We start from the raw sequence: 23301 nt of genomic DNA on the forward strand, positions 1-23301 counted from the left end.
CACGATGGCTGCATCTGTCGAAGAGATCACCAACGCGCTGCGGGAATCGGTCAAGGAGACCCGGCGGCTGCGGCAGCGCAACGACGAGCTGGAGGCGAAGCTCGGCGAGCCGCTGGCGATCGTGGGCATGGCGTGCCGGCTGCCCGGCGGCGTGAGCTCACCGCAGGAGTACTGGCGGCTGCTGTCCGAAGGCCGGGACGCGATCCGCGGGTTCCCGACGGAACGGGGGTGGGACCTGGCCGGGCTGTACGACCCGGACCCGGACCACCTGGGGACCTCGTACGTCCGCGAGGGCGGCTTCCTGGACGACGTGTCCGGGTTCGACGCGGAGTTCTTCGGGATCTCGCCGCGTGAGGCGCTGGCCATGGACCCGCAGCAGCGGCTGCTGCTGGAGACCACCTGGGAGCTGTTCGAGACCGCCGGGGTGGATCCGGCGAGTCTGAAGGGGAGCCGGACCGGCGTGTTCGTGGGCGCCGGCCCCACCGACTACCCGCACGGCGTCGAGGGGTACGCGGTCGCCGGGATCAGCCCGAGCGTGCTGTCGGGGCGCCTGTCCTACGTCTTCGGGCTGGAGGGCCCGGCCGTCACCGTCGACACGGCGTGCTCCGGGTCGCTGGTCGCGCTGCACCTGGCGGCGCAGGCGCTGCGGGCCGGTGAGTGCTCGATGGCGGTGGCCGGCGGCGTGGCGGTGATGTCGAGCCCGGAGGTGATCGTCGAGTTCAGCCGGCAGCGCGCGCTGTCGGTGGACGGCCGGTGCCGGGCGTTCGCCGAGGCCGCGGACGGGTTCGGGTTCGCGGAGGGCGTCGGCCTGCTGCTGCTCGAACGGCTCTCGCAGGCCCGGCGGTTGGGGCACGAGGTGCTCGCGGTGATCCGGGGCTCGGCGGTGAACCAGGACGGCGCGTCGAGCGGGCTGACGGCCCCGAACGGGCCGTCGCAGGAGCGGGTGATCCGCCAGGCGGTGGCCAACGCGGGCCTGTCGCTGCGCGACGTGGACGTGGTGGAGGGGCACGGCACCGGGACGACGCTGGGCGACCCGATCGAGGCGCAGGCGCTGCTGGCGACCTACGGCCAGGACCGGCCGGCCGGCCGGCCGCTGCTGCTGGGGTCGGCGAAGTCCAACCTCGGTCACACGCAGGCCGCCGCGGGCGCGGCCGGTGTGATGAAGATGGTGCTGGCGATGCGCCACGGGGTGCTGCCCGCGACGCTGCACGTCGACGAGCCGAGCCGGCACGTCGACTGGTCGGCGGGCGACATCGAGTTGGCGGTGCGGGCGGTGCCGTGGCCGGAGAGCGGGCAGCCGCGGCGGGCCGGGGTCTCCTCGTTCGGGGTCAGCGGCACCAACGCCCACCTCATCCTCGAACAGGCGCCGGCCGACGAGGGTGCGGCCCCGGCGTCCGCTCCCGAGGGCGCCGCGCCGGCGGGGGAGGGGCTGCCGGTGCTGCCCTGGGTGCTGTCGGGGCGGGGCGAGCGCGGCCTGCGCGGGCAGGCCGCCCGGCTCGCGGAGTTCGTCGAGGCCCACCCGGAGCTGGACGCGCTCCACACCGCCCGCGCGCTGACCCGGCGCGCGGGGCTGTCCCACCGGGCCGTCGTGCTCGGCGCCACCCGGACCGAGCTGCTCGCCGGACTGCACGCGCTCGCCGCGGACCAGCCCGCGGCCGGGCTGGTCCGGGGGACGGCCCGCACCCGTTCCGGTGAGGCGGTGCTGGTGTTCCCCGGGCAGGGCTCCCAGTGGCGGGGCATGGCGCTGGGGCTGCTGGAGACCTCCGCGGTCTTCCGCGACCGGCTGGCCGCTTGCGACCTGGCCCTGGCCCCGTTCACCGGATGGTCGGTGCGCGACGTGCTTCGGGAGGCGCCCGGCGCCCCGGACCTGGACCGGGTGGACGTGGTCCAGCCGGTGCTGTTCGCCGTCATGGTGTCGCTGGCCGCCCTGTGGCAGCACGCGGGCATCGAGCCCGCCGCGGTGGTCGGGCACTCCCAGGGCGAGATCGCGGCCGCCTGCGTGGCGGGCGGCCTCTCCCTGGAGGACGCGGCGCGGGTGGTGGCGCTGCGCAGCCGGGCCCTGGGCTCGCTGTCGGGGCAGGGCGCGATGGCGTCGCTCGGCCTGGAGCCGCAGGAGGCGCAGGCGCGGCTGTCCCGGTGGGGCGGCCGGCTGGTGGTGGCGGTCGTCAACGGACCGGGCTCCGTGGTGGTGTCCGGCGACAGCGACGCGATCGCCGAGCTGGTGGCCGAGTACCAGGACTCCGACGTCCGGGTGCGGCTGCTGCCCGTCGACTACGCCTCGCACTCGCCGCACGTCGAGCGGATCCGCGAGGAACTGCTCGCCCAGCTGGACGGCATCACCCCCGGCCCCTCGCGGATCCCGTTCTACTCGGCGGTGACCGGCGGCCAGTGGGACACCACCGGGCTGGACGCGGACTACTGGTACCGCAACCTCCGGGAGCCGGTGCGCTTCGACGAGGTCGTCCGCACCCTGGTCGACCGGGGCTACGAGCTGTTCGTGGAGGCGAGCCCGCACCCGGTGCTCACCCTGGGGCTGGAGGAGACGGTCGCCGCCGCGGACGGCACCGCGGTCGTCCTCGGGACCCTGCACCGCGACCGCGGCGGCCTGGACGACTTCCTCGGCTCCCTCGCGCAGGCCGGCGTCGACGGCGTGCCGGTCGACTGGGCGGCGCTGCTCGGCCGGGCCGGGCGCGACGGGCGCGAGGACGGCGTGGAGCTGCCCGCCTACGCGTTCCAGCGGCAGCGGTTCTGGCAGGACCCGGCCGCGCCGTCCAAGGACGCCCTCGGCAGGGCGGGGCTGCGGGCCGGCGAGCACCCGATGCTCGGTGCCGCGATCGACGTCGCCGGCAGCGGCGCCGTGGTGCTCTCCGGCCGCCTGTCGCCGCAGACCCACGGGTGGCTGGCCGACCACGCGGTCGAGGAGCAGGTGCTGCTGCCCGGCACCGGGTTCGTGGAGCTGGCGCTGCGCGCCGCGATCGAGACCGGCGCCTCCGGGGTCGAGGAACTGACGTTGGAAGCCCCGATGGTGATCCCCGCGGCGGGCGCGGTCCAGGTCCAGGTCGTCGCCGGAGCGCCGGACGACTCCGGCAAGCGCCGGGTGACGGTGTACTCCAGGGCCCAGGACACCTCCGTCGACGGCGAGTGGACCTCCAACGCCGTTGGTGAGATCGGCAGTCCGCCGCTCCCGGAGGACTTCGGCGACCTGCTGGTGTGGCCGCCGGCCGGCGCGCGGGAGCTGCCCACCGACGGGCTCTACGAGGGGTACGCGGAGCGCGGCTACGCGTACGGCTCGGCCTTCCGCGGGATCCGCCGGGCCTGGCGCCACGGTGACGAGGTGTTCGCCGAGGTCGGCCTGCCGTCCCAGCAGCGCGACGAGGCCGGGCGGTTCGCGGTCCACCCGGCGCTGCTGGACGCGGCGGCGCAGGCGGCCGGCATCCTGATGGCGCAGGAGGACTCACCGACCGGTGCGGGCCTGTGGCTGCCGTTCGTGTTCAGCGAGGTGGCCCTGGTCGCCTCGGGCGCGGCCGACCTGCGGGTCAGGGTGCGGCGGATCGGCCCGGACCGGGTGGCGCTGACGGCCGCCGACCTCGACGGCAGGCCCGTCGTCTCGGTGGGCGCCATCGTGGTGCGCCCGGTGTCGGCCGAGCAGCTGCGGACGATGGACACCGGCGCGCGGCGCGACGCGCTCTTCCGGCTCGACTGGGCGCAGGTCACCCGGCCCGAGTCCGGGACGGGCCGGGCCCGGTCGCGCTGGGCGGTCCTGGGCGCGGGCGCGACGGAGTCCGCGACGGCGTTCGCGCGGCGGCTCGATGACGGCGGCGCGGTGGTCGACGGGTACGGCGACCTGGCCGGGCTGCGCGCCGCGATCGCCGACGGAACGCCCGCCCCCGACCTCGTGGTCTGGAGCGCCCCCGAGCCCGCGGGCGGCGACGACGACCTGAGCGCCCGGGTGCGCGCGGTCACCGCGGCCGCGTTGGGCGCGGCGCAGGAGTGGCTGGCGGCCGATGAACTCGCCTCCGCCCGCCTGGTGTTCAGGACCCAGGGCGCGGTCGCGGCGGTGGCCGGGGACGATCTCGCGAACCTGGAGTGCGCCGCCGTGTGGGGCCTGGTGCGCAGCGCGCAGGCGGAGCACCCGGACCGGTTCGTCCTGGTCGACGACGGCGGCTTGCCGGACGACGCCGGATCGGCGCCGGCCTGGGCGGCGGTCGCGGACTGCGACGAGCCTCAACTCGCCATCCGGGCAGATCAGTTGCTGGTGCCGCGGCTGGCCAGGGCGGACAGCGGCGAGAGCCTGGTGCCGCCCGCCGGGGCGGCCGCCTGGCGTCTGGAGTGCGCCGGCACCGGGACCTTGGAGGGGCTGACGCTGGCGCCGTGCCCGGCGCCGACCGAGCCGCTCGGTCCGCGCGAGGTGCGGCTGGCCGTGCGCGCGGCCGGGCTCAACTTCCACGACGTGGTCGTCGCGCTGGGGTTGCTGCCCGGTGAGACGGACCTCGGCGGTGAGGGCGCGGGCACGGTGACGGCCGTCGGCAGCGAGGTCCGCGACCTGGCGCCGGGGGACCGGGTGCTGGGCCTGCTGACCCACGCGTTCGGCCCGGTCGCGGTGACCGACCACCGGCTGCTCGCGAAGATCCCCGAGGGGTGGTCGTTCGAGCAGGCCGCCTCGGTGCCGGTGGCGTTCCTCACCGCGCACTACGCGCTGTTCGAGCTGGCCGGGCTGCGGTCCGGCGAGTCGGTGCTGGTGCACGCCGCGACCGGCGGCGTCGGCATGGCGGCCGTCCAGCTCGCGAAGCACCGCGGCGCACGGGTGTTCGCGACCGCCAGTGAGCGCAAGTGGCCGGTGCTGCGGTCCGCCGGACTGGACGGCGCGCACATCGCGTCGAGCCGCAGCCTCGACTTCGAGCGGCAGTTCGCCGACACCACGGCCGGGCAGGGCGTGGACGTCGTGCTGAACTCGCTGGCCGGGGAGTTCGTCGACGCCTCGCTGCGGCTGCTGCGGCCCGGCGGACGCTTCGTGGAGATGGGGAAGACCGACGTCCGGGACGACGGCGAGGTCCGCGCCGGCCACCCCGGGGTCGGCTACCGGGCGTTCGACCTGAACGAGGTGGGTCCGGACCGCATCCAGGAGATGCTGGCCGAGGTGATGGACCTGTTCCGGGCCGGCGCGCTGGCGCTGCCGCGCCGGACCACCTGGGACGTCCGCCACGCGGTCGCGGCGTTCCGCTTCATGAGCCAGGCCCGGCACACCGGCAAGATCGTGCTGACCGTCCCCCAGGCGCCGGACCCCGAGGGGACGGTGCTGGTCACCGGTGGCACCGGGACGGTGGCCGGGCTGGTCGTGCGGCACCTGGCCGAGCGCGGGGCCAGGCACTTCGTGCTGCTGAGCCGCAGCGGGCCCGCGGCACCCGGAGCGGACGAGCTGCGGGCCGAGCTGGCCGGGCTGGGCGCGAGCGTCGAGCTGGTCGCCTGCGACGTCGCCGACCGGGCCGACCTCGCCAAGGCCCTGGCCGCGGTGCCGGCCGACCACCCGCTGACGGCGGTGGTGCACGCGGCCGGCGTCCTCGACGACGGGATCCTGGCCTCGCTCACCCCGGAGAAGATCGACGCGGTGATGCGGCCCAAGGTCGACGGGGCCCTGCACCTGCACGAGCTCACCGCGCAGGCCGACCTCGCCGAGTTCGTGCTGTTCTCCTCCGGCGCGGGGCTGACCGGTGCGCCCGGCCAGGGCAACTACGCGGCGGCGAACGTGTTCCTGGACGCGCTCGCCGCTCACCGGCGGGCCGCCGGCCTGCCCGCGACGTCGGCGGCGTGGGGTCTGTGGGAGCAGACCAGCAAGCTGACCGCCACCATCACCGACGCCAGCCGGGCCCGGATGACGGGGTACTTCGCCGCGCTGTCCACCCCGCAGGCCCTGGCCCTCTTCGATGCCGCCCGCGGCAGCGCCGAGCCGGTCCTGCTGGCGACCCGGGTGCGCACCGACCGGTTGAAGGCCCTCGCCCGCGACGGCCAGCTGCCGCCGCTGTGGCGCGGCCTGATCACCACCCCGGTCCAGGTGCGGGCGGCGACCGCCGACCCCGCCGGCGGCGTGGCGAGGCAACTGGCGTCGCTGGGCGAGGCCGAACGGCAGCGGTTCCTGCTCCGCCTGGTCTGCTCGCACGCGGTCGCCGCGCTGGGCGGCGGCGACGCGGAGGCCATGGAGCCGGACCGTCCGTTCCGCGACCTCGGGTTCGACTCGCTCACCGCCGTCGACTTCCGCAACCGGCTGGCCGGCGCGACCGGTGGCCGGTTCCCGGCGACGCTGGTCTTCGACCACCCCACCCCGGCCGAACTCGCCGAGCACCTGCGCGGCAAGCTCGTCCCCGAGGCGGCGCCGACGTCCGAGCCGCTGCTCGACGAGATCGACGGCCTGGAGAGGTCGCTGCTGCGGGGCGTGCCGGACGAGGAGCTGCGGGGCCGGATCACCCGGCGCCTGCGGACGCTGCTGAGCCGCTGGGACGACGCCCACCCGGAGCCCGGGGCGCCGTCCCGCGACGTGGCCGAGGCCGCCCTCGACTCCGCCAGCGACGACGAGCTCTTCGCCCTCATCGACGGGGAGCTCCCCGACGTCGACGGGTTCTGACGGCGGGGACTACCGGCCGTCCGCTCCACCGCAGAGGCGCAGTGCGCTCCCCAGGCACAGCGCCTCTGCGGCATGAGTGGTCAGGCGCCCGGCGGTGACCTCGGCGGCGGCCGCGTGCTGGAGCCCGATGACGGCGGCGACCAGCCAGCCGGCGGGGAGGGAGTCGTCGAAGACGCCCTGCTGCTGGCCCCGCCGGATGAGCTGCTCCAGCCGAGGGGGCACCGCCTCGGAGAGCGAGTTGCGGTGGGGCGGCGGGGTGCCGGGGGCGGTGGGGTCGAGCAGCAGCGGGTGCCGCAGCAGGAACCGCCAGCCGGCACCGAGGAAGCGGGCCAGGGCTTCGGCGGGCGGCGCGGTGTCGAGGTCCGCTTCGTCGAGCGCGGTGAGGTACTCGGCGGCCGCGGCCTCGACCAGCGCGGTGACCAGCGCGTCGCGCGAGGGGAAGTGGGCGTAGACGGTCTGCCGGGTGAGGCCGGCCTTGGCGGCGATGTCCTCCATGCTCGCGTCACGCCGTTCGGTGAGCAGCACCCGCGCCGCGTCGAGGATGGCGTCGATGCTGCGCCTGGCGTCGGCCCGGAGGCGGCGTCGGGGTGCGGGGGTGCGAAGCGGGTCGTCCATGGTCCGACGGTATGCGCCCGATGGAAGCCTTGACAAGCCGTAAGAGATACCCAAGTCTTACGTCATGTCAAAGAAAAGCTTGGCCGGAGACCATCCGGCGATCGAGGCGCACGGTCTGGTCAAGGTCTACGGAGACAAGCGGGCCCTGGACGGGATCGATCTGACGATCCCGCGCGGTCAGGTGTTCGGGTTCCTCGGCCCCAACGGGGCGGGCAAGACCACCACGATCCGGATCCTGGCCACCCTGATCCGGCCGGACGGCGGCACGGCCCGCATCCTCGGCCACGACGTGCTCACCGAGACCGACGAGATCCGTGCCCGGGTGGCCGTGACCGGCCAGTTCGCCTCCCTCGACGAGGACCTGACCGGCCAGGAGAACCTGCTGCTCCTCGGCCGTCTCAACGGCCTGTCCGGGGCCGCCAGCCGCCGCCGCGCCGACGCTCTGCTCGAGGCGTTCGAGCTGACCGAGGCGGCCGGCCGGCCGGTGGGCGGCTACTCGGGCGGAATGCGGCGCCGGCTCGACATCGGGGCCAGCCTGATCGTCACCCCCGACCTGCTGTTCCTCGACGAGCCGACCACCGGTCTCGACCCGCACAGCCGCAACCAGGTCTGGGAGCTGGTCCGCCGGATCGCCGCGGCCGGCACCACGGTGCTGCTGACCACCCAGTACCTGGAGGAGGCCGACCAGCTCGCCGAGCAGATCGCGGTCATCGACCACGGCCGGGTCGTCGCCGAGGGCACCAGCGCCCAGCTGAAGGCCCAGGTCGGCTCCGGCACCCTGCACCTGCGGCTGCTCGACGGCGAGCAGCGTCCGCACGCGCTGCGGATCCTGGCCGCGACCGTGGAGGGCACGGTCCAGCTCGCCGCCGACCCGCTCAGCCTGTCGGTGCTGCTCGCCGACCGGCCCGACGCCACCGACGTGGGCCGTCTGGTCGGACAGGCCATGACCCGGCTCGCCGAGGCCGGGGTGGGCATCGCCGACCTCTCCCTCGGCCAGCCCAGCCTAGACGAGGCCTTCCTCACCCTGACCGGTCACCGGGCCGGCCAGGGCGCCAACGACCGTGAGGACGTGAGCGCATGACTGCCCCCACCGCCCCCAGCCGTCCCGCCGCGGCGGCGGCCAACCCGATCGACGCCCTGCTCGCCGAGGGCCGCGACCGCCGCCGCGCCGGGGCGCTCACCGCCTCGGCCGTCTTCGGCAAGCGCGCGCTGCTCAAGATCAAGCACGACCCCAAGCAGCTGGTCGACGCGACCGCCATCCCGGTCCTGCTGACCGTGCTGTTCACCTACCTCTTCGGCGGCGCCGTCGGCGGTTCCCCCGGCAACTACCTCAAGAGTCTGCTGCCCGGCGTGCTGGGCATGAGCATCTCCATCGTCACCATGTACGGCGGTGCCCGCCTCGCCCAGGACGTGCGCAGCGGGGCCTTCGACCGCTTCCGCGGCCTGCCGGTCTGGCGCGGGGCCTTGGTGCTCGGCGGCCTGATCAGCGACGCCGGGCGCTACCTGTTCGCCGCCACCATCGTGGTGGGCCTCGGCCTGGCCATGGGCTACCGGCCCGCGGGCGGTGCGCCGGGCGTGCTCGCCGCCGCCGCCCTGGTCATCGCCTTCGGGGTGGCGCTCTCCCTGGTGTGGTCGGTGCTCGCCCTGGTGGTCCGCGATCCGGCCGTCGTCCTCAGCATCGCCAACGCCGTGCTGATGCCGCTCTCGTTCGGCAGCAACATCTTCGTCTCGCCCGGCACCATGCCCGGCTGGCTCCGTGCCTTCGTCGACGTCAACCCGCTCAGCCACCTGGCGACCGCGGCCCGGGACCTGATGAACGACACCGGCCACGCCGGCGGCCCGGTCCTCTGGTCCCTGGGCGCGACCGCCGTCATCACGCTGGTCTGCGTGCCGATCACCCTCCGCCTCTACAGCAAGCAGGGCTGACACATGATCGAGGGCATCTCCCACCTGGCCATGGAGGGCTCGATCGAGGACGGCGCGAGGTTCGCCGGACTGGTCGGGTTCCGGCACGACTTCACCGGCGAGGCGAGCCTGCCGGAGAGCTTCGAGCGGGTCACCCCGCACCGCACGCCGCTGCCGCTGGCGCTCTACTCCGCGCCGGAGAGCATCCAGTTGGAGGTCGTGCAGCACGCCGAACCGACGCGCGCCGTCGGGGGGTTCACCGGTGTCTTCGGGTGCCCGCCGCCGGAGGGGCTGGGCACCCCCGTCAGCGCGCCGGTCCTGGCGGAAGCGATCGCGGAGTCCGGCGCGGCGCGGGACCCCCGGTGCCTGGCGCTGAGTTCGCCCGGCACCGAGACCTGGTTCGACGCCGCGGGCGGAGCCGGGGGCCTGCGCGCGGTCGTCTGCCGGGTCCCCGAGGTGGCCGCGGAGGCGGCGTTCTGGGAGCAGCTGGCCGAGGTCCAGTGGGACGCGGTCACCGCCGAGGCCGCGTGGGGCACGGTGCCGTCGGCGATGGGGACCGGTTGCGTGCTCGTCCTCGCGCGCGACGAGACGGCCTCGGCCGGCCGGCAGATGAACGACGCCGGCTTCCCCTCGATCGGTGTGCTGAGCACCGAGATCGAGGCCGACTACGCGAGGGCGCTCTCCCTGGGCGCGGTCGCCCGCTCCGCGCCGATCCAGGCCACCATCGGCGCACGGCGCCTGCGGCTCGCACTGTTCGCCTCCCCGGGCGGTGTGCTCGTCGAGCCGCTCGCCGCCGGGTGGGGGTGAGACGGCAAGCGAAGAGCCCCGCCCGTCACGGGCGGGGCTCTTCGCTTGCCGTCTCAGCCCTCGGTGCGCATGGCGGCTGCCAGTTGGGCGACCGTGGGGTTGCTGAAGAGCCGGCGCAGACCGTTCTCCTGGCCCTCGGTGGTGCCGAGCTCCGCGCTGATCCGCTCCAGGACACCGATCGCGCGCAGCGAGTCCCCGCCGAGCTCGAAGAAGTTGTCCCCGGTGCCGAAGTCGTCGCGCTCCAGGGACTCCTGCCAGATCCGCAGCAGGGTCCGCTCCAGGTCGTCCTGCGGAGCGGCCGGCCCGGCGGCGGCCCGCTGCTCCCGCGGGGCGGGCAGCGCCGACACGTCGACCTTGCCGTTCGTACTCAGCGGCACCTGCGGGATGACCAGGTAGTGGCGCGGCACCATGTACTCGGGGAGGACCTCCTCGAGTTCGGCCCGCAGGGCGGCGGCCTCGGGGTGGGGCTGGCCCGCGGCGGTCCCGCCGTCCTCGGGCACCAGGTAGGCGACCAGTTGGCGGCTGCCCGTCCTGGCGTTGGTGTCCACGGTGACCAGCGCGTCCCGGACACCCGGGTGCCGCAGCAGCGGGGCCGCGATCTCGCCGAGCTCGATGCGGTAGCCGTTCAGCTTGACCTGCGAGTCCTCGCGTCCCAGGAAGTCGATGTCACCGCCCGGGAGGTAGCGGCCGAGGTCGCCGGTCCGGTAGAGCCGGTCGCCGGTCCGCGGGTGGGTGACGAAGCGCTCCGCCGTCCGCTCCGGGTCGGCCCAGTAGCCGCGGGCCACACCGGTTCCGCCGATGTAGATCTCACCCGTCGTCCAGACCGGGCAGGGCTCCATCCACTGGTCGTAGACGTGCATGGTCTGGTTGGCCAGCGGCTTGCCGTACGGGATCCGCGACCACTCCGGGGGCACCTCGCCGATCGGGTAGTTGATCGACCAGATGGACGCCTCGGTGGCACCGCCCTGGCTCATCACCTCGACCTGCGGGTAGTACGCGCGGATCCGGTCCGGCAGCGCCACCGGGATCCAGTCGCCGCTCAGCATGGCCAGCCGCAGCCGGTCCCCGGCGGGCGGGGCGGCCGGACCGTGCGACTCGATCCACACCTGCATCAGGGCCGGCACGCTGTTCCAGAGCGTCACCCCGTGCCGCTCCAGCAACTCCGACCAGTGCTGCGGCTCCTGCGACCGTCCCGGCTCCGGCAGCACCACGGCGCCGCCCGCCGCCAGCAGGCCGAAGACGTCGTACACCGAGAGGTCGAAGCTCAGGGCGGACAGCGCCAGCACCCGGTCGTCCGCGGTGACCCGGTAGCGGTCGTTGAGGTCCTGGATGGTGTTCGCCGCGGCCTGGTGGTCGATCATGACGCCCTTGGGCGTGCCGGTCGAACCGGAGGTGAAGATCACGTACGCCAGGTCGTCCGGGGCGGGACCGGTCGGCGGCGCGGTGGTCGGCGCGGACCGCACCTCGGCGTCGGCGAGGGTCACCAGCCGGACACCCTCGGGCCAGCTCAGTTCGTCACGCAGCCGCGGGGTGGTGACCACCACCTCGACCCGGCCCTGCTGGATCAGCTGCTCCCGCCGGGCGGCCGGCCAACCCGGCTGGATCGGCAGGTAGGCGGCCCCGGAACGGGTGACGCCGAGGGCCGCCGCCACCTGGGCGTAGCCCTTGTCGGCGACGATGGCGACCAGGGTGTTCGGCTTCGCGCCGAGCGACTGCAGTGCATGGGCCAACCGGTAGGCGTCGTCGACCAGTTCGCGGTAGTCGTGCTGACCGTCGGCGGAGATCACGGCGACCGCGTCCGGCGTCCGCGCCGCCTGCTCCTCGACCAGACCGCACAGCGTCCGGCTGGGAATGGGCGCCTCGGTCGCGTTGGCCCGCAGGCGCTCCTCGGCCTGGGCCCGCGGGAGCTCGACGACCTCCCGCTCGTCCCACGCGGTCTCGCCCTGGCTCAGGCGCACCAGGCAGTCGTGGTGGGCCTGGAACATCTCGTCCATCATGCCCGGGGGGAAGAGCCCCTCGACGGAGTCCCAGTTGATCAGCAGCTCGCCGCGGTCCTCGAGCACCTGGTAGTCCAGCCAGACCTGCGGCGTCTGGCTGACCCCGTACACGACGTCGCCGAACACCTGGGCGCTCTCGGTGAGGCTGCCGCCGGAGTCGAAGCCGATCATGCTGGTGAACACCACCGGCATCGCGGCGCCCAGCCGGCCGCCGAGCCGCTTGGCGCGCTCCCGCAGCACGCGGACCCCCGAGTAGCTGGAGTGCCCGAGGTCGTCCAGGAGTTGGTGGTTCAGCCGCTTCGCCCGCGCCGCGAACGAGTCGCCCTGCTCCGGCCTGGTCTCCAGGAGCACCAGCGAGGTGAAGTCGCCGATCACGTCGCCGATCTGCGGGTGCACCGGCGGACGGTTGAACAGCGTCAGGTTGAGCGTGAGTTCGGGCCGCTTGGACCAGCGCCGCAGCACGTCGGCGTAGACGGTGACGAGCACGGCCGACGGCGTGAGGCCCCGGCGGCGGGCGGTCTCCTTGACGGCGGCCCAGCCCTCGCGGGACAGCCGGGCGTGCTGGCGGGCGAAGGCCGGGCGGCCGAGCTGCCCGGGCTGGACGGCCAGGGGGAGTTCGGGAGCGGGCGGCAGCTGGTCGATCCGGTCGTGCCAGTACCGCTTGTCGGCCTCGAACCGCGGCTCGCCCTGCTGCCGCTGCTCGGCGAGCACGTGGTCGCGGAAGGTGACCTCGATGGGGGCGGGCGGGGCGTCCGGCCGGCTGTAGAACCGGAACCAGTCGCGCTGGAAGATGCCGAAGCTGTACCCGTCCAGGACCAGCATGTCCAGGCTCAGGTGCAGGCGCCAGCGCCGCTCGTCCAGCCGGGTCGCGTGGACCTCGAAGAGGGGCCACTGGTCGGCGGGCAGGACCTGGTGCGCCAGCCGCTCCCGGATCCGCTCGATGCCGGCCTCCTGGGCCGCCTCGTCGAGGCCGGACAGGTCCGTGACGTCGATGTCGTACGGCGGGACCTCGGGCAGCACCCGCTGGCGGCCGTCGGGCTGGATGACCGCCCGGAGCATGTCGTGGCGCTGCACGAGCTGGTCCAGGCTCCGGCTCAGCCTGGGGATGTCGAGGTCCGCGGCGTCGAACTCGAGGTAGCAGTGCGTCGAGTTGCCGCCGAGCTCCACCCCCGGCGTCCGGCCGACCCAGTACGCCTGCTGGATGTCGGTCAGCGGGAACGGCTCGTGGCGTTCGGCCGGCCGCGGTTCGAGGCCGGCCGGCTCGCCCGCGCTCTGGGAGCGCGTGACGATGTCGATGAGCTCGTCCCGGCGAAGCTTCATCTCCTCACGCAGCTCGCTGGTCAGGGCACCGGGTGGGGCCGTCAGGTGGAGCCGGCCGTCGACCAGCCGCATCCTGACCCCGCGGCGGTACAACTCGGCGAAGAGGTCCGTGCTCACATGCCTGCCTTCCTGTCGTTAAGAGGGCGTTAGAGGATGAGTTCTTCGACGGGGCCGGCGGCCTCGGGCGCCTCGTCGCCGGACACCACGAGGCGTCGGGCGGCGAGGGACCGGCACACCAGGTCGACGATGTCCGCGACGGTGGTGTCGCCGAGCAGGCGCTGCGGCGGGACGTCCACCAGGAGCTCCGCGCGGAACCCGTCGCGCAGCCGCATCGCGCGCAGCGAGTCCAGGCCGAGGTCGCCCAGCCGGGAGTCGGCGAACCGTGCGCGCAGGTGCTCCCGGTCGGCCTCGGGCGCCTCGATCATCGCGGCCACCCGGGCGAACAGCAGGTCCGTGAGCTCCTGCCCCGCCGCCTGCGGTTCCTCCAGGGCGAGCCGCGACAGCTCGTCGGCGTCCCACCGCGCGGTGCCCTGCGGTGCGGTGTCCCAGGGCTCGGTGTCCACAGGCCGCGCGGCGCCCAGCGGGCCGCGCGCGTCGATCCAGTAGCGCTCGCGCTGGAACGGGTAGCCGGGCAGCTCGACCCGGCGGGTGCCGGTGCCGGTGAACGCGGCCTGCCACGACACCGGCGCTCCGGCGGTGTACGCCCGCGCGAGCAGGGCGAGCACCGCCTCCGCGGTGGTGAGGGCGGCGGGATCGAGCACCAGGCAGGTGGTCGCGCCCTGCTCCCGGACCAGGGACAGCGGGTCCGCGGCCGGGGCCCGCAGGAAGTCGCCGGTCGCCCAGTGGCGCGGGTCGTCCGGCGCGGCGGGGGAGACGACCGTGAGGGCGGGGCGCGCGTAGCCGAGCCGCTCGGCGGTGGCCCGCAGGCCGTCCGCACCGGCGCTGGTGGCCGCGACCGCGAGCACCGCGGCGTCGTCCGGCGACAGGACGCCCGCGGCGCAGGCCGCGGCGATCTCGCCGATCCCCGCGCCGGCGACGAGCTCCGGCGCCACCCCGAACGAGCGCACCAGGCGGTGCAGCGCGTAGTGGAGCGCGAACACCGCGGTGTCCTGATGCGCCGTCAGCGGCCCGTCGAGCCGCGCCTCCAGGCGCGTGCGCATGTCGTCGTACGCCTCGGCGAAGGCGGGGAAGCGTTCGGCCAGGGTCCGGGCCGGGGCATCGCTGCCCGGCTCACCGCTGCCCGGCTCACCGGCGGTGAACACCACCGCGACCCGCGCGGCGGAGGCCGTGCCGGTGACCAGGCCGGGGGCCTGCTCGCCCCGGGCCAGCGCCGCGAGCGCGGCGAGCCGCTCCTCCCGGGAGCCCGCGCAGACCGCGCGGTGCCTGAAGCCCGTCCTGGTGCGGGCGAGCGAACTCCCGAGGCCGGCGGCCGCGTTCGGCTCGGCACGGAGCAGCTCGGAGAGCTCCGCGGCCATGGCCCGCAGCGCCGGTTCGGTCTTCGCCGACAGCACCCAGGGCGTGGCACCGTCCGCGCTGTCGGGGACGGAGTCGTCGTCCGCCGCCGGGGCCTCCTCGAGGATCAGGTGCGCGTTGGTGCCGCTGATGCCGAAGGACGAGACGCCCGCCCGCCGGGGACGGCCCTCGGCCGGCCACGGAGCCGATTCGCCGGTCAGCACGACGGTGCCGGCGGACCAGTCGACGTGCGGGGACGGCCGGTTGATGTGGAGGGTGCGCGCATGGATCCCCGCGCGCATGGACATCACCATCTTGATCACGCCCGCCACCCCGGACACGGTCTGGGTGTGGCCGATGTTCGACTTGACCGATCCCAGCCGCAGCGGGCGGCCGGCCGGCCTGGACTCGCCGTAGGTGGCGATGACGGCCTCGGCTTCGATCGAGTCGCCCAGCGCCGTGCCGGTCCCGTGCCCCTCCACCGCGTCCACCTGGTCGGGGGTCAGCCGGGCGGCCGTCAGCGCCTGGCGGATGACGGCCTCCTGCGCCGATCGGCTCGGCGAGGTCAGGCCGTTCGTCGCGCCGTCCTGGTTGACCGCGGACCCGCGGATCACCGCGAGCACCCGGTGGCCGTTCTGCCGGGCCACCGACAGTCGCTCCAGCACCAGCAGCCCGGTGCCCTCGCCGAACCCCATGCCGTCGGCGGCGGCCGCGAAGGGCTTGCACCGACCGTCCGCGGCGAGGGCGCCGCGGTGGCCGAACTCGACGACGACGTCCGGGGTGCTCATGATCGTGACGCCGCCGGCCAGCGCGAGCTCGCAGTCGCCGCGCCGCAGGGCCTGGCAGGCCAGGTGGACGGCGACCAGCGAGGACGAGCAGGCCGTGTCGACGCTGATCGCCGGTCCGTGCAGGCCCAGGTGGTAGGCGATCCGGCCCGAGGTCGTGCTCGGGGCGCCGCCGACGATCAACTGGCTCGCGACGCTCGCCGGGAGGTCCGCCTGCGCCCCGGCGCCGTAGTGGGAGTAGGAGACCCCGGCGTAGACGCCCGTCCGGCTGCCGCGCAGTCCGGCCGGGTCCAGGCCGGCGTGCTCCAGCGCGTCCCACGCGGTCTCCAGGAACAGCCGCTGCTGCGGGTCCATCGCCAGCGCCTCGTGGTCGCCGAGTCCGAAGAACCCGGCGTCGAAGAGGTCGGCCCCGGCGACGAACCCGCCCAGGCGCGTGGTCGACGGGTCGACGGTGTCCCAGCCCCGGTCCTCCGGGAACGGCGAGATGCCGTCACCCTCGCCGGCGACGAACCGCCACAGCTCCGCCGGGGACCGCAGGCCGGGCGGGAGGTGGCAGCCCATGCCGACGATCGCGATGGGCTCGGTCTCCCTGAGCTCGGCCTCCTGCAGCCTCCGGGTGACGCGTTGGAGTTCACCGGTGGCCTTCTTCAGGTACTCTCGCAGTTTCTCTTCATCGGCCATCGGCTTTGTGGCTCTCCCGTGAATTGTCAGGCCAATTGGCGGGCCCGGACGGAATGCGTGAGCCCGCCTTGATTCCCCGCCGAACATACTGCGCGGGCCTGCCGCCTGATACCCCACCTCTACCCCTACGGCCGTCTGCCGCCCGGACGACTAAGGGTGCGGTAGGGGTTGATCGGGCATCGGGGGCCGGGTAGCAAGGGGTAGTCGCGGTCGGTCGCAGCTGCCGTGTATTCATCCGGACGTTCAACTGAGAAGGGGCTGAATAGCCGATGGCCGAACAGGGCAATGGGCTCAGCATCAAGGCGGCGGTGGCCTGGTTCCCGCCGGACACGGAGATTGCGCCGGAGGGCTTCGCCCCGGAGGACCTGGAGCGCGTCGGCGTCACCGAACTGACCGTCTCGAACGAGCTCGGGGCGCCGCAGATGGCCGTGCTGGCCGCGCGCGAGGCGATCGCGGCGAGCGGCGTGGAGCCGGGTGCCGTCAGCCACCTGCTGCACTCGAACCTGTACTATCAGGGCTTCGACATCTGGTCGGCGGCGCACTACATCGCGCAGGAGTCGGGAGCCGTCGCCAGCCTGCCGATCAACGTGCAGCAGACCTGCAACGGTGCCGCCCTGTCGCTGCACCTCGCGGCCGTGCTGCTGGCCGCCACGCCGGACTCGACCGCGGCCCTGGTCACGGCCGCGGACCGGTTCTGCGGGCCCGGCTTCGACCGGTGGCGCAGCAACGAGGAGGCCGTCTACGGGGACGCGGGCGTCGCGGTCGTGCTCGGCCGCAGCGGTGGCGGCAACGACCTGCTGGACCTGCTGGCGCTGGAGATGGGCGCGGACCCGGCGTTCGAGGTCCAGATGCGCGGCGACGACGAGTTCGCCGCCGCCCCGCTCGGGCACAGCACCCCGATCGACCTCAACCGCCCCAACAAGGTCTTCCAGGCCTCGGGCCAGGCGGCGCAGCTCGGCAAGGCCGGCGTCGAGCAGCTGTTCGGCGCGGCGGGCCGGGCGATGGCCAAGGCCGGCGTCGAGCCGGAGGACATCCGCTGCGTCACGATTCCGCGGCTCGCCCGGCAGATGCGCGAGAACGTGTTCAAGCCCGCGATCGGCATGCTCCTCGGCCGGCAGCCCGAGTACCTGGAGAACTCCACCGGCTGCCTGGGCCCGGGGGAGTACCTGGCGGACCTGGCCGATATGGCGGCGGCGCTGGCGCCCGGTGAGTTCGGCATGCTCATCCAGGGCGGCGGTGGATTCACCTTCTCCTGCACCGTCGTCCGGCGGTCGGCGAACTGATTCCGACATTCTGACTGGGTTTGACGTTCTGGAAAGGACTGGGCGCCCCGGCGGGATCCGATCCCGGTGGGGCGGTCAGCCATATTCTTTTCCGGAGTGAAGAATGCACACGCAATTGTGTGCGATGAATCTGTGAGGCCTGTTGAAGCGCTGCTACCGTCGGCAGGGTCATTGAGGATCCGAGCGTCGAATTTGCCGGGGGTACGGACTGTGACGGGCCATCCTGTAGTGGTGGAGGCGCCCTGGGAAAGGGTTGCGGATTCCATCGAATTCATTCCCGCTGAATACTCGGACCGGAGCCAGCCGGAATCGGTGGCGCAGGAGATGCTGCGCTGCGGGCCGGCGGAGATCGACCGGCTCGTCGCCGCGGGCCTCCCGTTCGAGGAACGGGACGGCGTCCGCTGCTTCGACCCGAACGACCTCTACAACCTCGGCATGTACTCCGGCACCTCGAAGACGCAGCCGGAGCTGGCGTTCCGGATGCTCTTCCGGTTCGCCGGCCGTCCCGTGGACGACCTGCTGCGCAACAAGACCTGGGACTTCCAGGTCCGGCTCGAGTGCCCGGACTGCGCCGGGGAGGCCCCCTGGCGCCTGGAGGAGCCGGACATCACTCGCTTCGGCGGCGTCGTCGCCGACGTGACCCGGCCGGCAGCCGGCACGGGGTCGGCCACCTACACGGCCACCGTCACCACGACGGGTGCGCTCACTCCCGTGGTCTCCCCGGTCCTGCGGAAGCTGACCGCCGAGTACCTGGCCGCGGGCTACCGCTGGCAGATGATCCCGGTGGCCATGCAGGCCGACTACCAGCTGGTGCACGACCTGGGCGCGACCAGCTGCATCGCCGCCAGCCTGCTGCTGGCCGAGCGCTTCCGCGAGGCGGGCTACCGGGCCGAGGCGAAGCGCGGCTGGTTCTGCGGCGTGCTCGGCGGCGCCCTAGACCTGCCGCACGCCAGCGTCGAGCTCGAGGACGACGACGGCCGCGTCAAGACCATCGACATCGCCAAGTCGCAGCTGGCCGCCCGGCTTTCGGGGAACACCGGCGGGTTCCGGGAGCTGTGCCTCGGGTCGATCTACAACAAAGTCATTCCGTCCACGGCTCGGGGCAATGCCGCCCTGGGCTATCACGAGTGCGGCTCGCGGACGCCGGTCCTCGTGCGCGCGGACATCCGATCGGTGCGTTGAAGGAGACGATTGCACATGGCGGTACGTGAAATCGAGCCAGTCGTCCTGGACCTGGGCCGGCTGGAGCAGATGGCCGAGTCCGGCTACTACAACCCCTACACGGCTTTCGAATGGCCCGATGCCATCCCGTCCGACGAGCCGTGGATGAGCGAGAGCCTGACCACGCTCGCCGGCACGGAGATGTGGGACGAGTTGACGCGCGAACAGCAGCTCGCGCTGACCAGGTCCGAGGCGATCAACTTCTTCAGTCTCAACATCCACGGCATACGCGAGCTGCTGAGCGAAGTCGTGATGCGTATCCACGAGCGCACCTACGCCGATGTCTCGGAGTTCCTCCACCACTTCATCGGTGAGGAAAACGAGCACATGTGGTTCTTCGCGCAGTTCTGCCTGCGCTACGGCGGCAAGCTCTACCCGGCGCAGCCGACGCTGCAGGCCGACTCGGTGGAGCACCTCTCGCCGCTCGCCCGCGAACTGATCGTGTTCGCGCGGGTCCTGATCTTCGAGGAGATCGTCGACCACTTCAACGCGCACATGGCGACCGACATGGCGCTCCCGCACATCGCCCGCGAGGTGAACCGGGTGCACCACCAGGACGAGAGCCGGCACGTCGCCTTCGGCCGGATGATGTTCACCAACCTGCTGGAGCAGGTGACCCGGCGCGATCCCGACGAAGTCCCCCTGATCGCCGAGTACTTGGAGAGCTACCTCCAGTACAGCATCGCGACCCTCTACAACCCCGCCGCCTACCGCGACGCCGGCATCCCGGACGCGCTGGCCCTGCGCCGCCGTGCCCTGGAGCACCCCGCCCGCCAGGAGGCGCACGAGCAGATCCTGAAGCGGACCCGCCGGTTCCTGGCGAAGTCGGGCGTGAGCGTGAAGGAGCCCGCCGAGTGAGTGCCGAAGCCATGCAGGGCGTCCACGAGTTCATCCTGGGCCGCAACCCCGGGCTGGAGCGGCTCACCGGTGACCTGGACCTGATCGACAGCCGGGCCATCAACTCGCTGGCCTTCGTCGAGTTCATCTTCCTGCTGGAGGAGCTGACCGGCGAGCAGATCGACCCGGAGGAGATCGATCTGGACGAGTTCCGCACCCTCGACGCGATCGAAGCGCGGTTCTTCAACCGGAAGGCGGACTGATGACCAACGACAACGGCCTGGGCGTTCTCGACGCGGGCCAGCTGCGACTGCTGCGGGCGCTCGACTCGGTGTTCCGGCGCTTCGCCGACGGCTGGCAGGCGCCGGAGTTCCGGTTCCCGTTCCTGATCCGCTGCCAGGACCTCGACCGCTTCGACTACTTCGACAACTTCCCGCACCTGGGCCTGGCCGCCACCCGGCTCGACCCGGCGCGCCTGGGCAAGATGCTGACCGAGGCGGAGCGGCCGCTGGACCGGGTGCCGCCCGCGATCATGGAGCCGACCGCCTTCGCCCTGCCGTCGGCGGCCTGCTACGCCATCTACGTGGACCTGGCCGGCCAGGAGCTGCCCGACACCGGCGTGATGCGGACCACCGTGGCCACCTGCTTCCGCAACGAGGACCACTACGACGGCCTGCAGCGGCTGCTCGGCTTCTCGATGCGCGAGATCGTCTTCATCGGCCCGGAGGACGGCGCCAAGGAGCATCTGCGGCGCGCCAAGGAGACCGTGCTGGCGCTCATCGCCGAACTCGGGCTGGAGGTCCGGGTCGAGGTCGCCACCGACCCCTTCTTCGACAAGAACAGCGGCAAGGCCAAGATGCAGCGGCTGTTCCCGGTCAAGGAGGAGTTCGTCGTCGACGGCCTGGCGATCGGCTCGGTCAACTACCACCGGAACTTCTTCGGTGAGCGCTGCTCCATCCAGGCCGGCGGCGACACGGCGCACACCAGCTGCCTGGCGTTCGGGCTGGAGCGCTGGGTGCACGTCCTGACTCGGCGCTTCGGCGACACCGCCGCCGCGCTGGCCGCCGTGGAGAGCCTGAGCTGATGCGCGCCACCTTGGCCGAGGAGCTCGGCATCCGGGTGAGCCTGCTGCAGTCGGGGATGGGCGGCGTCGCGGGCCCGGAGCTGGCCTGCGCGGTGTCCGAGGCCGGTGCGGCGGGCTGCGCCGGCGGCTACAAACTGTCCGGTGACGCGCTGTCGGCGATGCTCAAGCGCCTGGTCGCGGGCACCGACCACCCGGTCGGGGTGAACCTGATCGAGGAGGTCGTCGGTCCGCAGGAGCTCGTCCGCCAGGTCGAGCAGGTGCTCGCCGAGACGCCGCAGCACGTGTACCTCTCGCTGTTCGGGCTGGCCGACGACGCCGTGCTGGAGCGGATCACCGCCGCGGGACGGCGGCTCGTCGTCCAGGTCGGGACCGTCCAGGACGCCGAGCGCGCGGCCGGGCACGGCGCCATCGTGGTGGTGCAGGGCATCGAGGCGGGCGGCCACCTGCTCGGCACGGCGCACCGGGACGACCTGGTCGCCGAGCTGCGGACCCGGCTGCCCGACGCCTGCCTGGTCGCGGCCGGCGGGATCGGCTCGCCGGCCGCGGCGGCCGCGGCGGTCGCCGCGGGAGCCGACGGCGTGCTGCTCGGCACCGCCTTCGTGGTCGCCCGCGAGTCGATGGCGCACCCCTTCTTCAAGACCGCGATCTGCGGTTCCGCCGAGGCCGACACGGTCATCACCGACGTGTACGAGATCGGCTGGCCGGGCCGGCGGCACCGCGTCCTCGCGACGGACGCCACCCGCGATCCGGACCAGCCCAAGAACTTCATCGGCCGCACCGTGGTCGAGGGGAAGCCGTACGTGGTGCCCCGGTTCAGCGCCGCGGTGCCGACCGTCACCACCAGCGGCCGCATCGAGGAGATGGCGATGTACTGCGGCCTCTCCTGCGGTGACGTCTCGCAGGAACTCCCGGCGGCCGACATCGTCGCCGGATTCGCCCGCACGCTCCCGGGCCCCGGGGCCCGCGGAGCGGGGAAAGGATAGAACCCATGCCAGGTTACGAGAACCTGTCCCGGATGGACCTCACCTACCGCGAGGGCACTCCCCGGATCCAGACCCGCGAAGGGGTCGAGATCTACTACGAGTCCCGCGGCGAGGGCACGCCGATCACCCTGCTCAACGCCTTCTTCCTGACCAGCCCCTCGTGGCGGGTCTTCACCGAGCAGCTGGAGAAGGACTACCGCCTCATCAGCTACGACCTGTGCAACCACGGGGCCTCCTCGCACGTCGCCGAGGAGCCCACCTGGGACGAGCACATGGCCGACCTGATCGGGCTGCTCGACGCGCTGGAGATCGAGTCGACGTACCTGATCGGCGTCTCCACCTCCACCGTGCTGGCCCGCGAGATGGCCATCAAGCACCCGGACCGGATCAAGGGCATCGTGCTCACCGGCCCCGTCTTCGGCCCGAAGGGCATGCGGCGGCAGCGGCAGATCCAGAAGGCGTGGCTGCGCACCCTGGAGAGCCACGGCATCGCCGGGCTCTACGAGCACCTCTACCCAGAGGTGTTCAGCGCCGAGATGAACGAGTTCCTCGGCGCCCCGGGCTACCTCGCCTTCCGGGAGGCCTTCTCGGCGCTGTCCACCATCCCGGACCTGGTCAGCGGCCTGAAGCGGGCCATGCAGGACGAGCACAAGCCGTCGATGCTGGCCGCCATCGAGGCGCCCGCGCTGGTCGTCGTCGGTGACGACGACTTCCTGATCGGCCCGACCGGTGCCCACCAGCTGGCCGAGCAGTTCCCGAACGGCCGCGCCGAGGTCATGCCCACCGCCGGCCACGTGCCCTACGTGGACGACGCCGAGACGTACCAGGACCTGGTCCACGCGTTCATCCAGGGAGTGGAGACGCATGCCTGACCAGGCAGCCGAGGTACGGTCGCGGATCAGGGAGCTGCTGCTCGGACTGTTCACCGACGCGGAGTTCCTCGCGGCCGTCCCCGACTCCGCGTCACTGCGCCAGGCGGGGGTCTCGTCCAACGCCCTGGTCAGCCTGCTGGTGGCGATGGAGGACGACTTCGGCTTCGAGTGGGACGACGACGTGCGACCGGAGGTCCTGCGGTCCATCGACTCGCTCGCCGGCCACGTGCTGGCGCTGCGCGCCTGAGGCGCACGGTGGCCGCGTCGCGGCTGCCTGCGGGAGTGCCCCCGGACGTCCGGGCGGAATGGTGTCCGGTGCGGCCGCCCTACGGCCCGGCCCAGGAGACCGCGGCCGGCCGCCGCGCGGCTTCGGCCGCGCTGGTCGCGGCCGGTGCCGCCGATGTGGTGGTGCTGCGGGAACCTGACGGAAGGCCGCGTTTCCCCCCGGGATTCGCCGGCTCGATATCCCACACGGAGCGGCTGGCCGTCGCGGTGGTCACCCCCACCGCCGCGGCGGTCGGCGTCGACATCGAGGACGCGGTGGTCGGTCCCCGCGTCACCCGGTTCGTGCTGCGCGAAGCGGAGCGGCACGCCCTGCTCGTGCCGTCGGCGGGATTCACCTCCCGCGAGCTGTTCGCCGCCAAGGAGGCGGCATTCAAGGCGCTCTATGGCCCGGAAACCAAAGACGACCTGCTGTTCTGGCGCGTCGAGCTCAGCCGTCGCGGCGACGCCCTGGAGGCGTCCTTCCGCGGTGCGCGGGTGCCGGTCTGGGTCCGCTCCGAGCCGGAACTCTCCATTGCCGTGGCGGTTCTGTACCCACCCTTTGCGCAGACCAGATGAGTT

General features: G+C 73.4%; 16 protein-coding genes. 13 read left to right on the plus strand and 3 right to left on the minus strand.

What is annotated here, in order from left to right; translation table 11 throughout:
• The first annotated feature begins 4 nt into the window (after positions 1-4).
• Positions 5-6616 (plus strand): SDR family NAD(P)-dependent oxidoreductase, encoded by a 6612-nt coding sequence (locus ACWD35_RS36010; RefSeq protein WP_451355571.1) that lies wholly within the window; start codon positions 5-7, stop codon positions 6614-6616.
• Positions 6617-6625: 9 nt separating this feature from the next.
• Here ACWD35_RS36010 and ACWD35_RS36015 read toward each other — a convergent pair whose 3' ends face one another.
• Entirely contained in the window at positions 6626-7231 is a 606-nt protein-coding gene (locus ACWD35_RS36015) for a TetR/AcrR family transcriptional regulator (protein ID WP_451355572.1), read from the minus strand.
• Between the two features lie 64 nt (positions 7232-7295).
• Here ACWD35_RS36015 and ACWD35_RS36020 point away from each other — a divergent pair, with 64 nt between their 5' ends.
• The 3 genes from ACWD35_RS36020 to ACWD35_RS36030 are packed head-to-tail and all read left to right on the plus strand — an operon-like array spanning position 7296 to position 9943.
• Positions 7296-8312, plus strand: coding sequence for an ATP-binding cassette domain-containing protein (locus ACWD35_RS36020; RefSeq protein WP_451355573.1), 1017 nt, complete (start codon positions 7296-7298; stop codon positions 8310-8312).
• A complete protein-coding gene (locus tag ACWD35_RS36025) occupies positions 8309-9157 on the plus strand; it encodes an ABC transporter permease (RefSeq protein WP_451355574.1) in 849 nt (282 codons plus the stop codon). Before ACWD35_RS36020 ends, ACWD35_RS36025 begins: the two co-directional genes overlap by 4 nt.
• 3 nt (positions 9158-9160) lie before the next feature.
• A complete protein-coding gene (locus ACWD35_RS36030) occupies positions 9161-9943 on the plus strand; it encodes a hypothetical protein (RefSeq protein ID WP_451355575.1) in 783 nt (260 codons plus the stop codon).
• A 53-nt stretch (positions 9944-9996) separates the two neighbouring features.
• Here the strand turns inward: ACWD35_RS36030 and ACWD35_RS36035 are convergent, their stop codons facing one another.
• Together ACWD35_RS36035 and ACWD35_RS36040 are read right to left on the minus strand one after the other, a co-directional pair.
• Complete coding sequence (locus ACWD35_RS36035) at positions 9997-13377, minus strand: amino acid adenylation domain-containing protein (RefSeq protein ID WP_451355576.1); 3381 nt, start codon at positions 13375-13377, stop codon at positions 9997-9999.
• A gap of 29 nt (positions 13378-13406) precedes the next feature.
• Positions 13407-16178 carry a type I polyketide synthase gene (locus tag ACWD35_RS36040; RefSeq protein ID WP_451355577.1) on the minus strand — a complete coding sequence of 924 codons (2772 nt, stop codon included), beginning with the start codon at positions 16176-16178 and terminating at the stop codon, positions 13407-13409.
• A 269-nt stretch (positions 16179-16447) separates the two neighbouring features.
• Here ACWD35_RS36040 and ACWD35_RS36045 point away from each other — a divergent pair, with 269 nt between their 5' ends.
• The 9 genes from ACWD35_RS36045 (at position 16448) to ACWD35_RS36085 (ending at position 23298) form a co-directional block, all read left to right on the plus strand.
• On the plus strand, positions 16448-17461 hold the full coding sequence (locus ACWD35_RS36045; protein WP_451355578.1) for a hypothetical protein: 1014 nt from the start codon (positions 16448-16450) through the stop codon (positions 17459-17461).
• 312 nt (positions 17462-17773) lie between these two features.
• Positions 17774-18643 (plus strand): hypothetical protein, encoded by an 870-nt coding sequence (locus ACWD35_RS36050; protein WP_451355579.1) that lies wholly within the window; start codon positions 17774-17776, stop codon positions 18641-18643.
• A gap of 15 nt (positions 18644-18658) precedes the next feature.
• Positions 18659-19540, plus strand: a complete 882-nt coding sequence (locus tag ACWD35_RS36055; protein WP_451355580.1) for a diiron oxygenase — start codon at positions 18659-18661, stop codon at positions 19538-19540.
• The gene (locus ACWD35_RS36060) at positions 19537-19782 is read left to right on the plus strand and encodes an acyl carrier protein (RefSeq protein WP_451355581.1); all 246 of its coding nucleotides are present in this window, start codon (positions 19537-19539) and stop codon (positions 19780-19782) included. Before ACWD35_RS36055 ends, ACWD35_RS36060 begins: the two co-directional genes overlap by 4 nt.
• A complete protein-coding gene (locus ACWD35_RS36065) occupies positions 19782-20603 on the plus strand; it encodes a hypothetical protein (RefSeq protein WP_451355582.1) in 822 nt (273 codons plus the stop codon). Before ACWD35_RS36060 ends, ACWD35_RS36065 begins: the two co-directional genes overlap by 1 nt.
• On the plus strand, positions 20603-21586 hold the full coding sequence (locus ACWD35_RS36070; protein ID WP_451355583.1) for an NAD(P)H-dependent flavin oxidoreductase: 984 nt from the start codon (positions 20603-20605) through the stop codon (positions 21584-21586). The genes ACWD35_RS36065 and ACWD35_RS36070 overlap by 1 nt, the downstream gene beginning before the upstream one ends.
• A gap of 5 nt (positions 21587-21591) precedes the next feature.
• Positions 21592-22458: an alpha/beta fold hydrolase gene (locus ACWD35_RS36075; protein ID WP_451355584.1), complete on the plus strand. Its 867-nt coding sequence runs from the start codon at positions 21592-21594 to the stop codon at positions 22456-22458.
• Positions 22451-22705: a hypothetical protein gene (locus ACWD35_RS36080; RefSeq protein WP_451355585.1), complete on the plus strand. Its 255-nt coding sequence runs from the start codon at positions 22451-22453 to the stop codon at positions 22703-22705. Before ACWD35_RS36075 ends, ACWD35_RS36080 begins: the two co-directional genes overlap by 8 nt.
• Before the next feature lie 68 nt (positions 22706-22773).
• Complete coding sequence (locus ACWD35_RS36085) at positions 22774-23298, plus strand: 4'-phosphopantetheinyl transferase superfamily protein (protein ID WP_451355586.1); 525 nt, start codon at positions 22774-22776, stop codon at positions 23296-23298.
• The last annotated feature ends 3 nt before the right edge of the window (positions 23299-23301 follow it).

This window comes from Streptomyces sp. NPDC002671 (genome assembly GCF_053592475.1).

Excerpts from the sequence above, each read along its gene's own strand:
- ACWD35_RS36010 (WP_451355571.1), top strand. The coding sequence starts at position 5 with ATGGCTGCATCTGTCGAAGAGATCACCAACGCGCTGCGGGAATCGGTC.
- ACWD35_RS36015 (WP_451355572.1), bottom strand. The coding sequence starts at position 7,231 with ATGGACGACCCGCTTCGCACCCCCGCACCCCGACGCCGCCTCCGGGCC.
- ACWD35_RS36020 (WP_451355573.1), top strand. The coding sequence starts at position 7,296 with ATGTCAAAGAAAAGCTTGGCCGGAGACCATCCGGCGATCGAGGCGCAC.
- ACWD35_RS36025 (WP_451355574.1), top strand. The coding sequence starts at position 8,309 with ATGACTGCCCCCACCGCCCCCAGCCGTCCCGCCGCGGCGGCGGCCAAC.
- ACWD35_RS36030 (WP_451355575.1), top strand. The coding sequence starts at position 9,161 with ATGATCGAGGGCATCTCCCACCTGGCCATGGAGGGCTCGATCGAGGAC.
- ACWD35_RS36040 (WP_451355577.1), bottom strand. The coding sequence starts at position 16,178 with ATGGCCGATGAAGAGAAACTGCGAGAGTACCTGAAGAAGGCCACCGGT.
- ACWD35_RS36045 (WP_451355578.1), top strand. The coding sequence starts at position 16,448 with ATGGCCGAACAGGGCAATGGGCTCAGCATCAAGGCGGCGGTGGCCTGG.
- ACWD35_RS36055 (WP_451355580.1), top strand. The coding sequence starts at position 18,659 with ATGGCGGTACGTGAAATCGAGCCAGTCGTCCTGGACCTGGGCCGGCTG.
- ACWD35_RS36065 (WP_451355582.1), top strand. The coding sequence starts at position 19,782 with ATGACCAACGACAACGGCCTGGGCGTTCTCGACGCGGGCCAGCTGCGA.
- ACWD35_RS36070 (WP_451355583.1), top strand. The coding sequence starts at position 20,603 with ATGCGCGCCACCTTGGCCGAGGAGCTCGGCATCCGGGTGAGCCTGCTG.
- ACWD35_RS36075 (WP_451355584.1), top strand. The coding sequence starts at position 21,592 with ATGCCAGGTTACGAGAACCTGTCCCGGATGGACCTCACCTACCGCGAG.
- ACWD35_RS36080 (WP_451355585.1), top strand. The coding sequence starts at position 22,451 with ATGCCTGACCAGGCAGCCGAGGTACGGTCGCGGATCAGGGAGCTGCTG.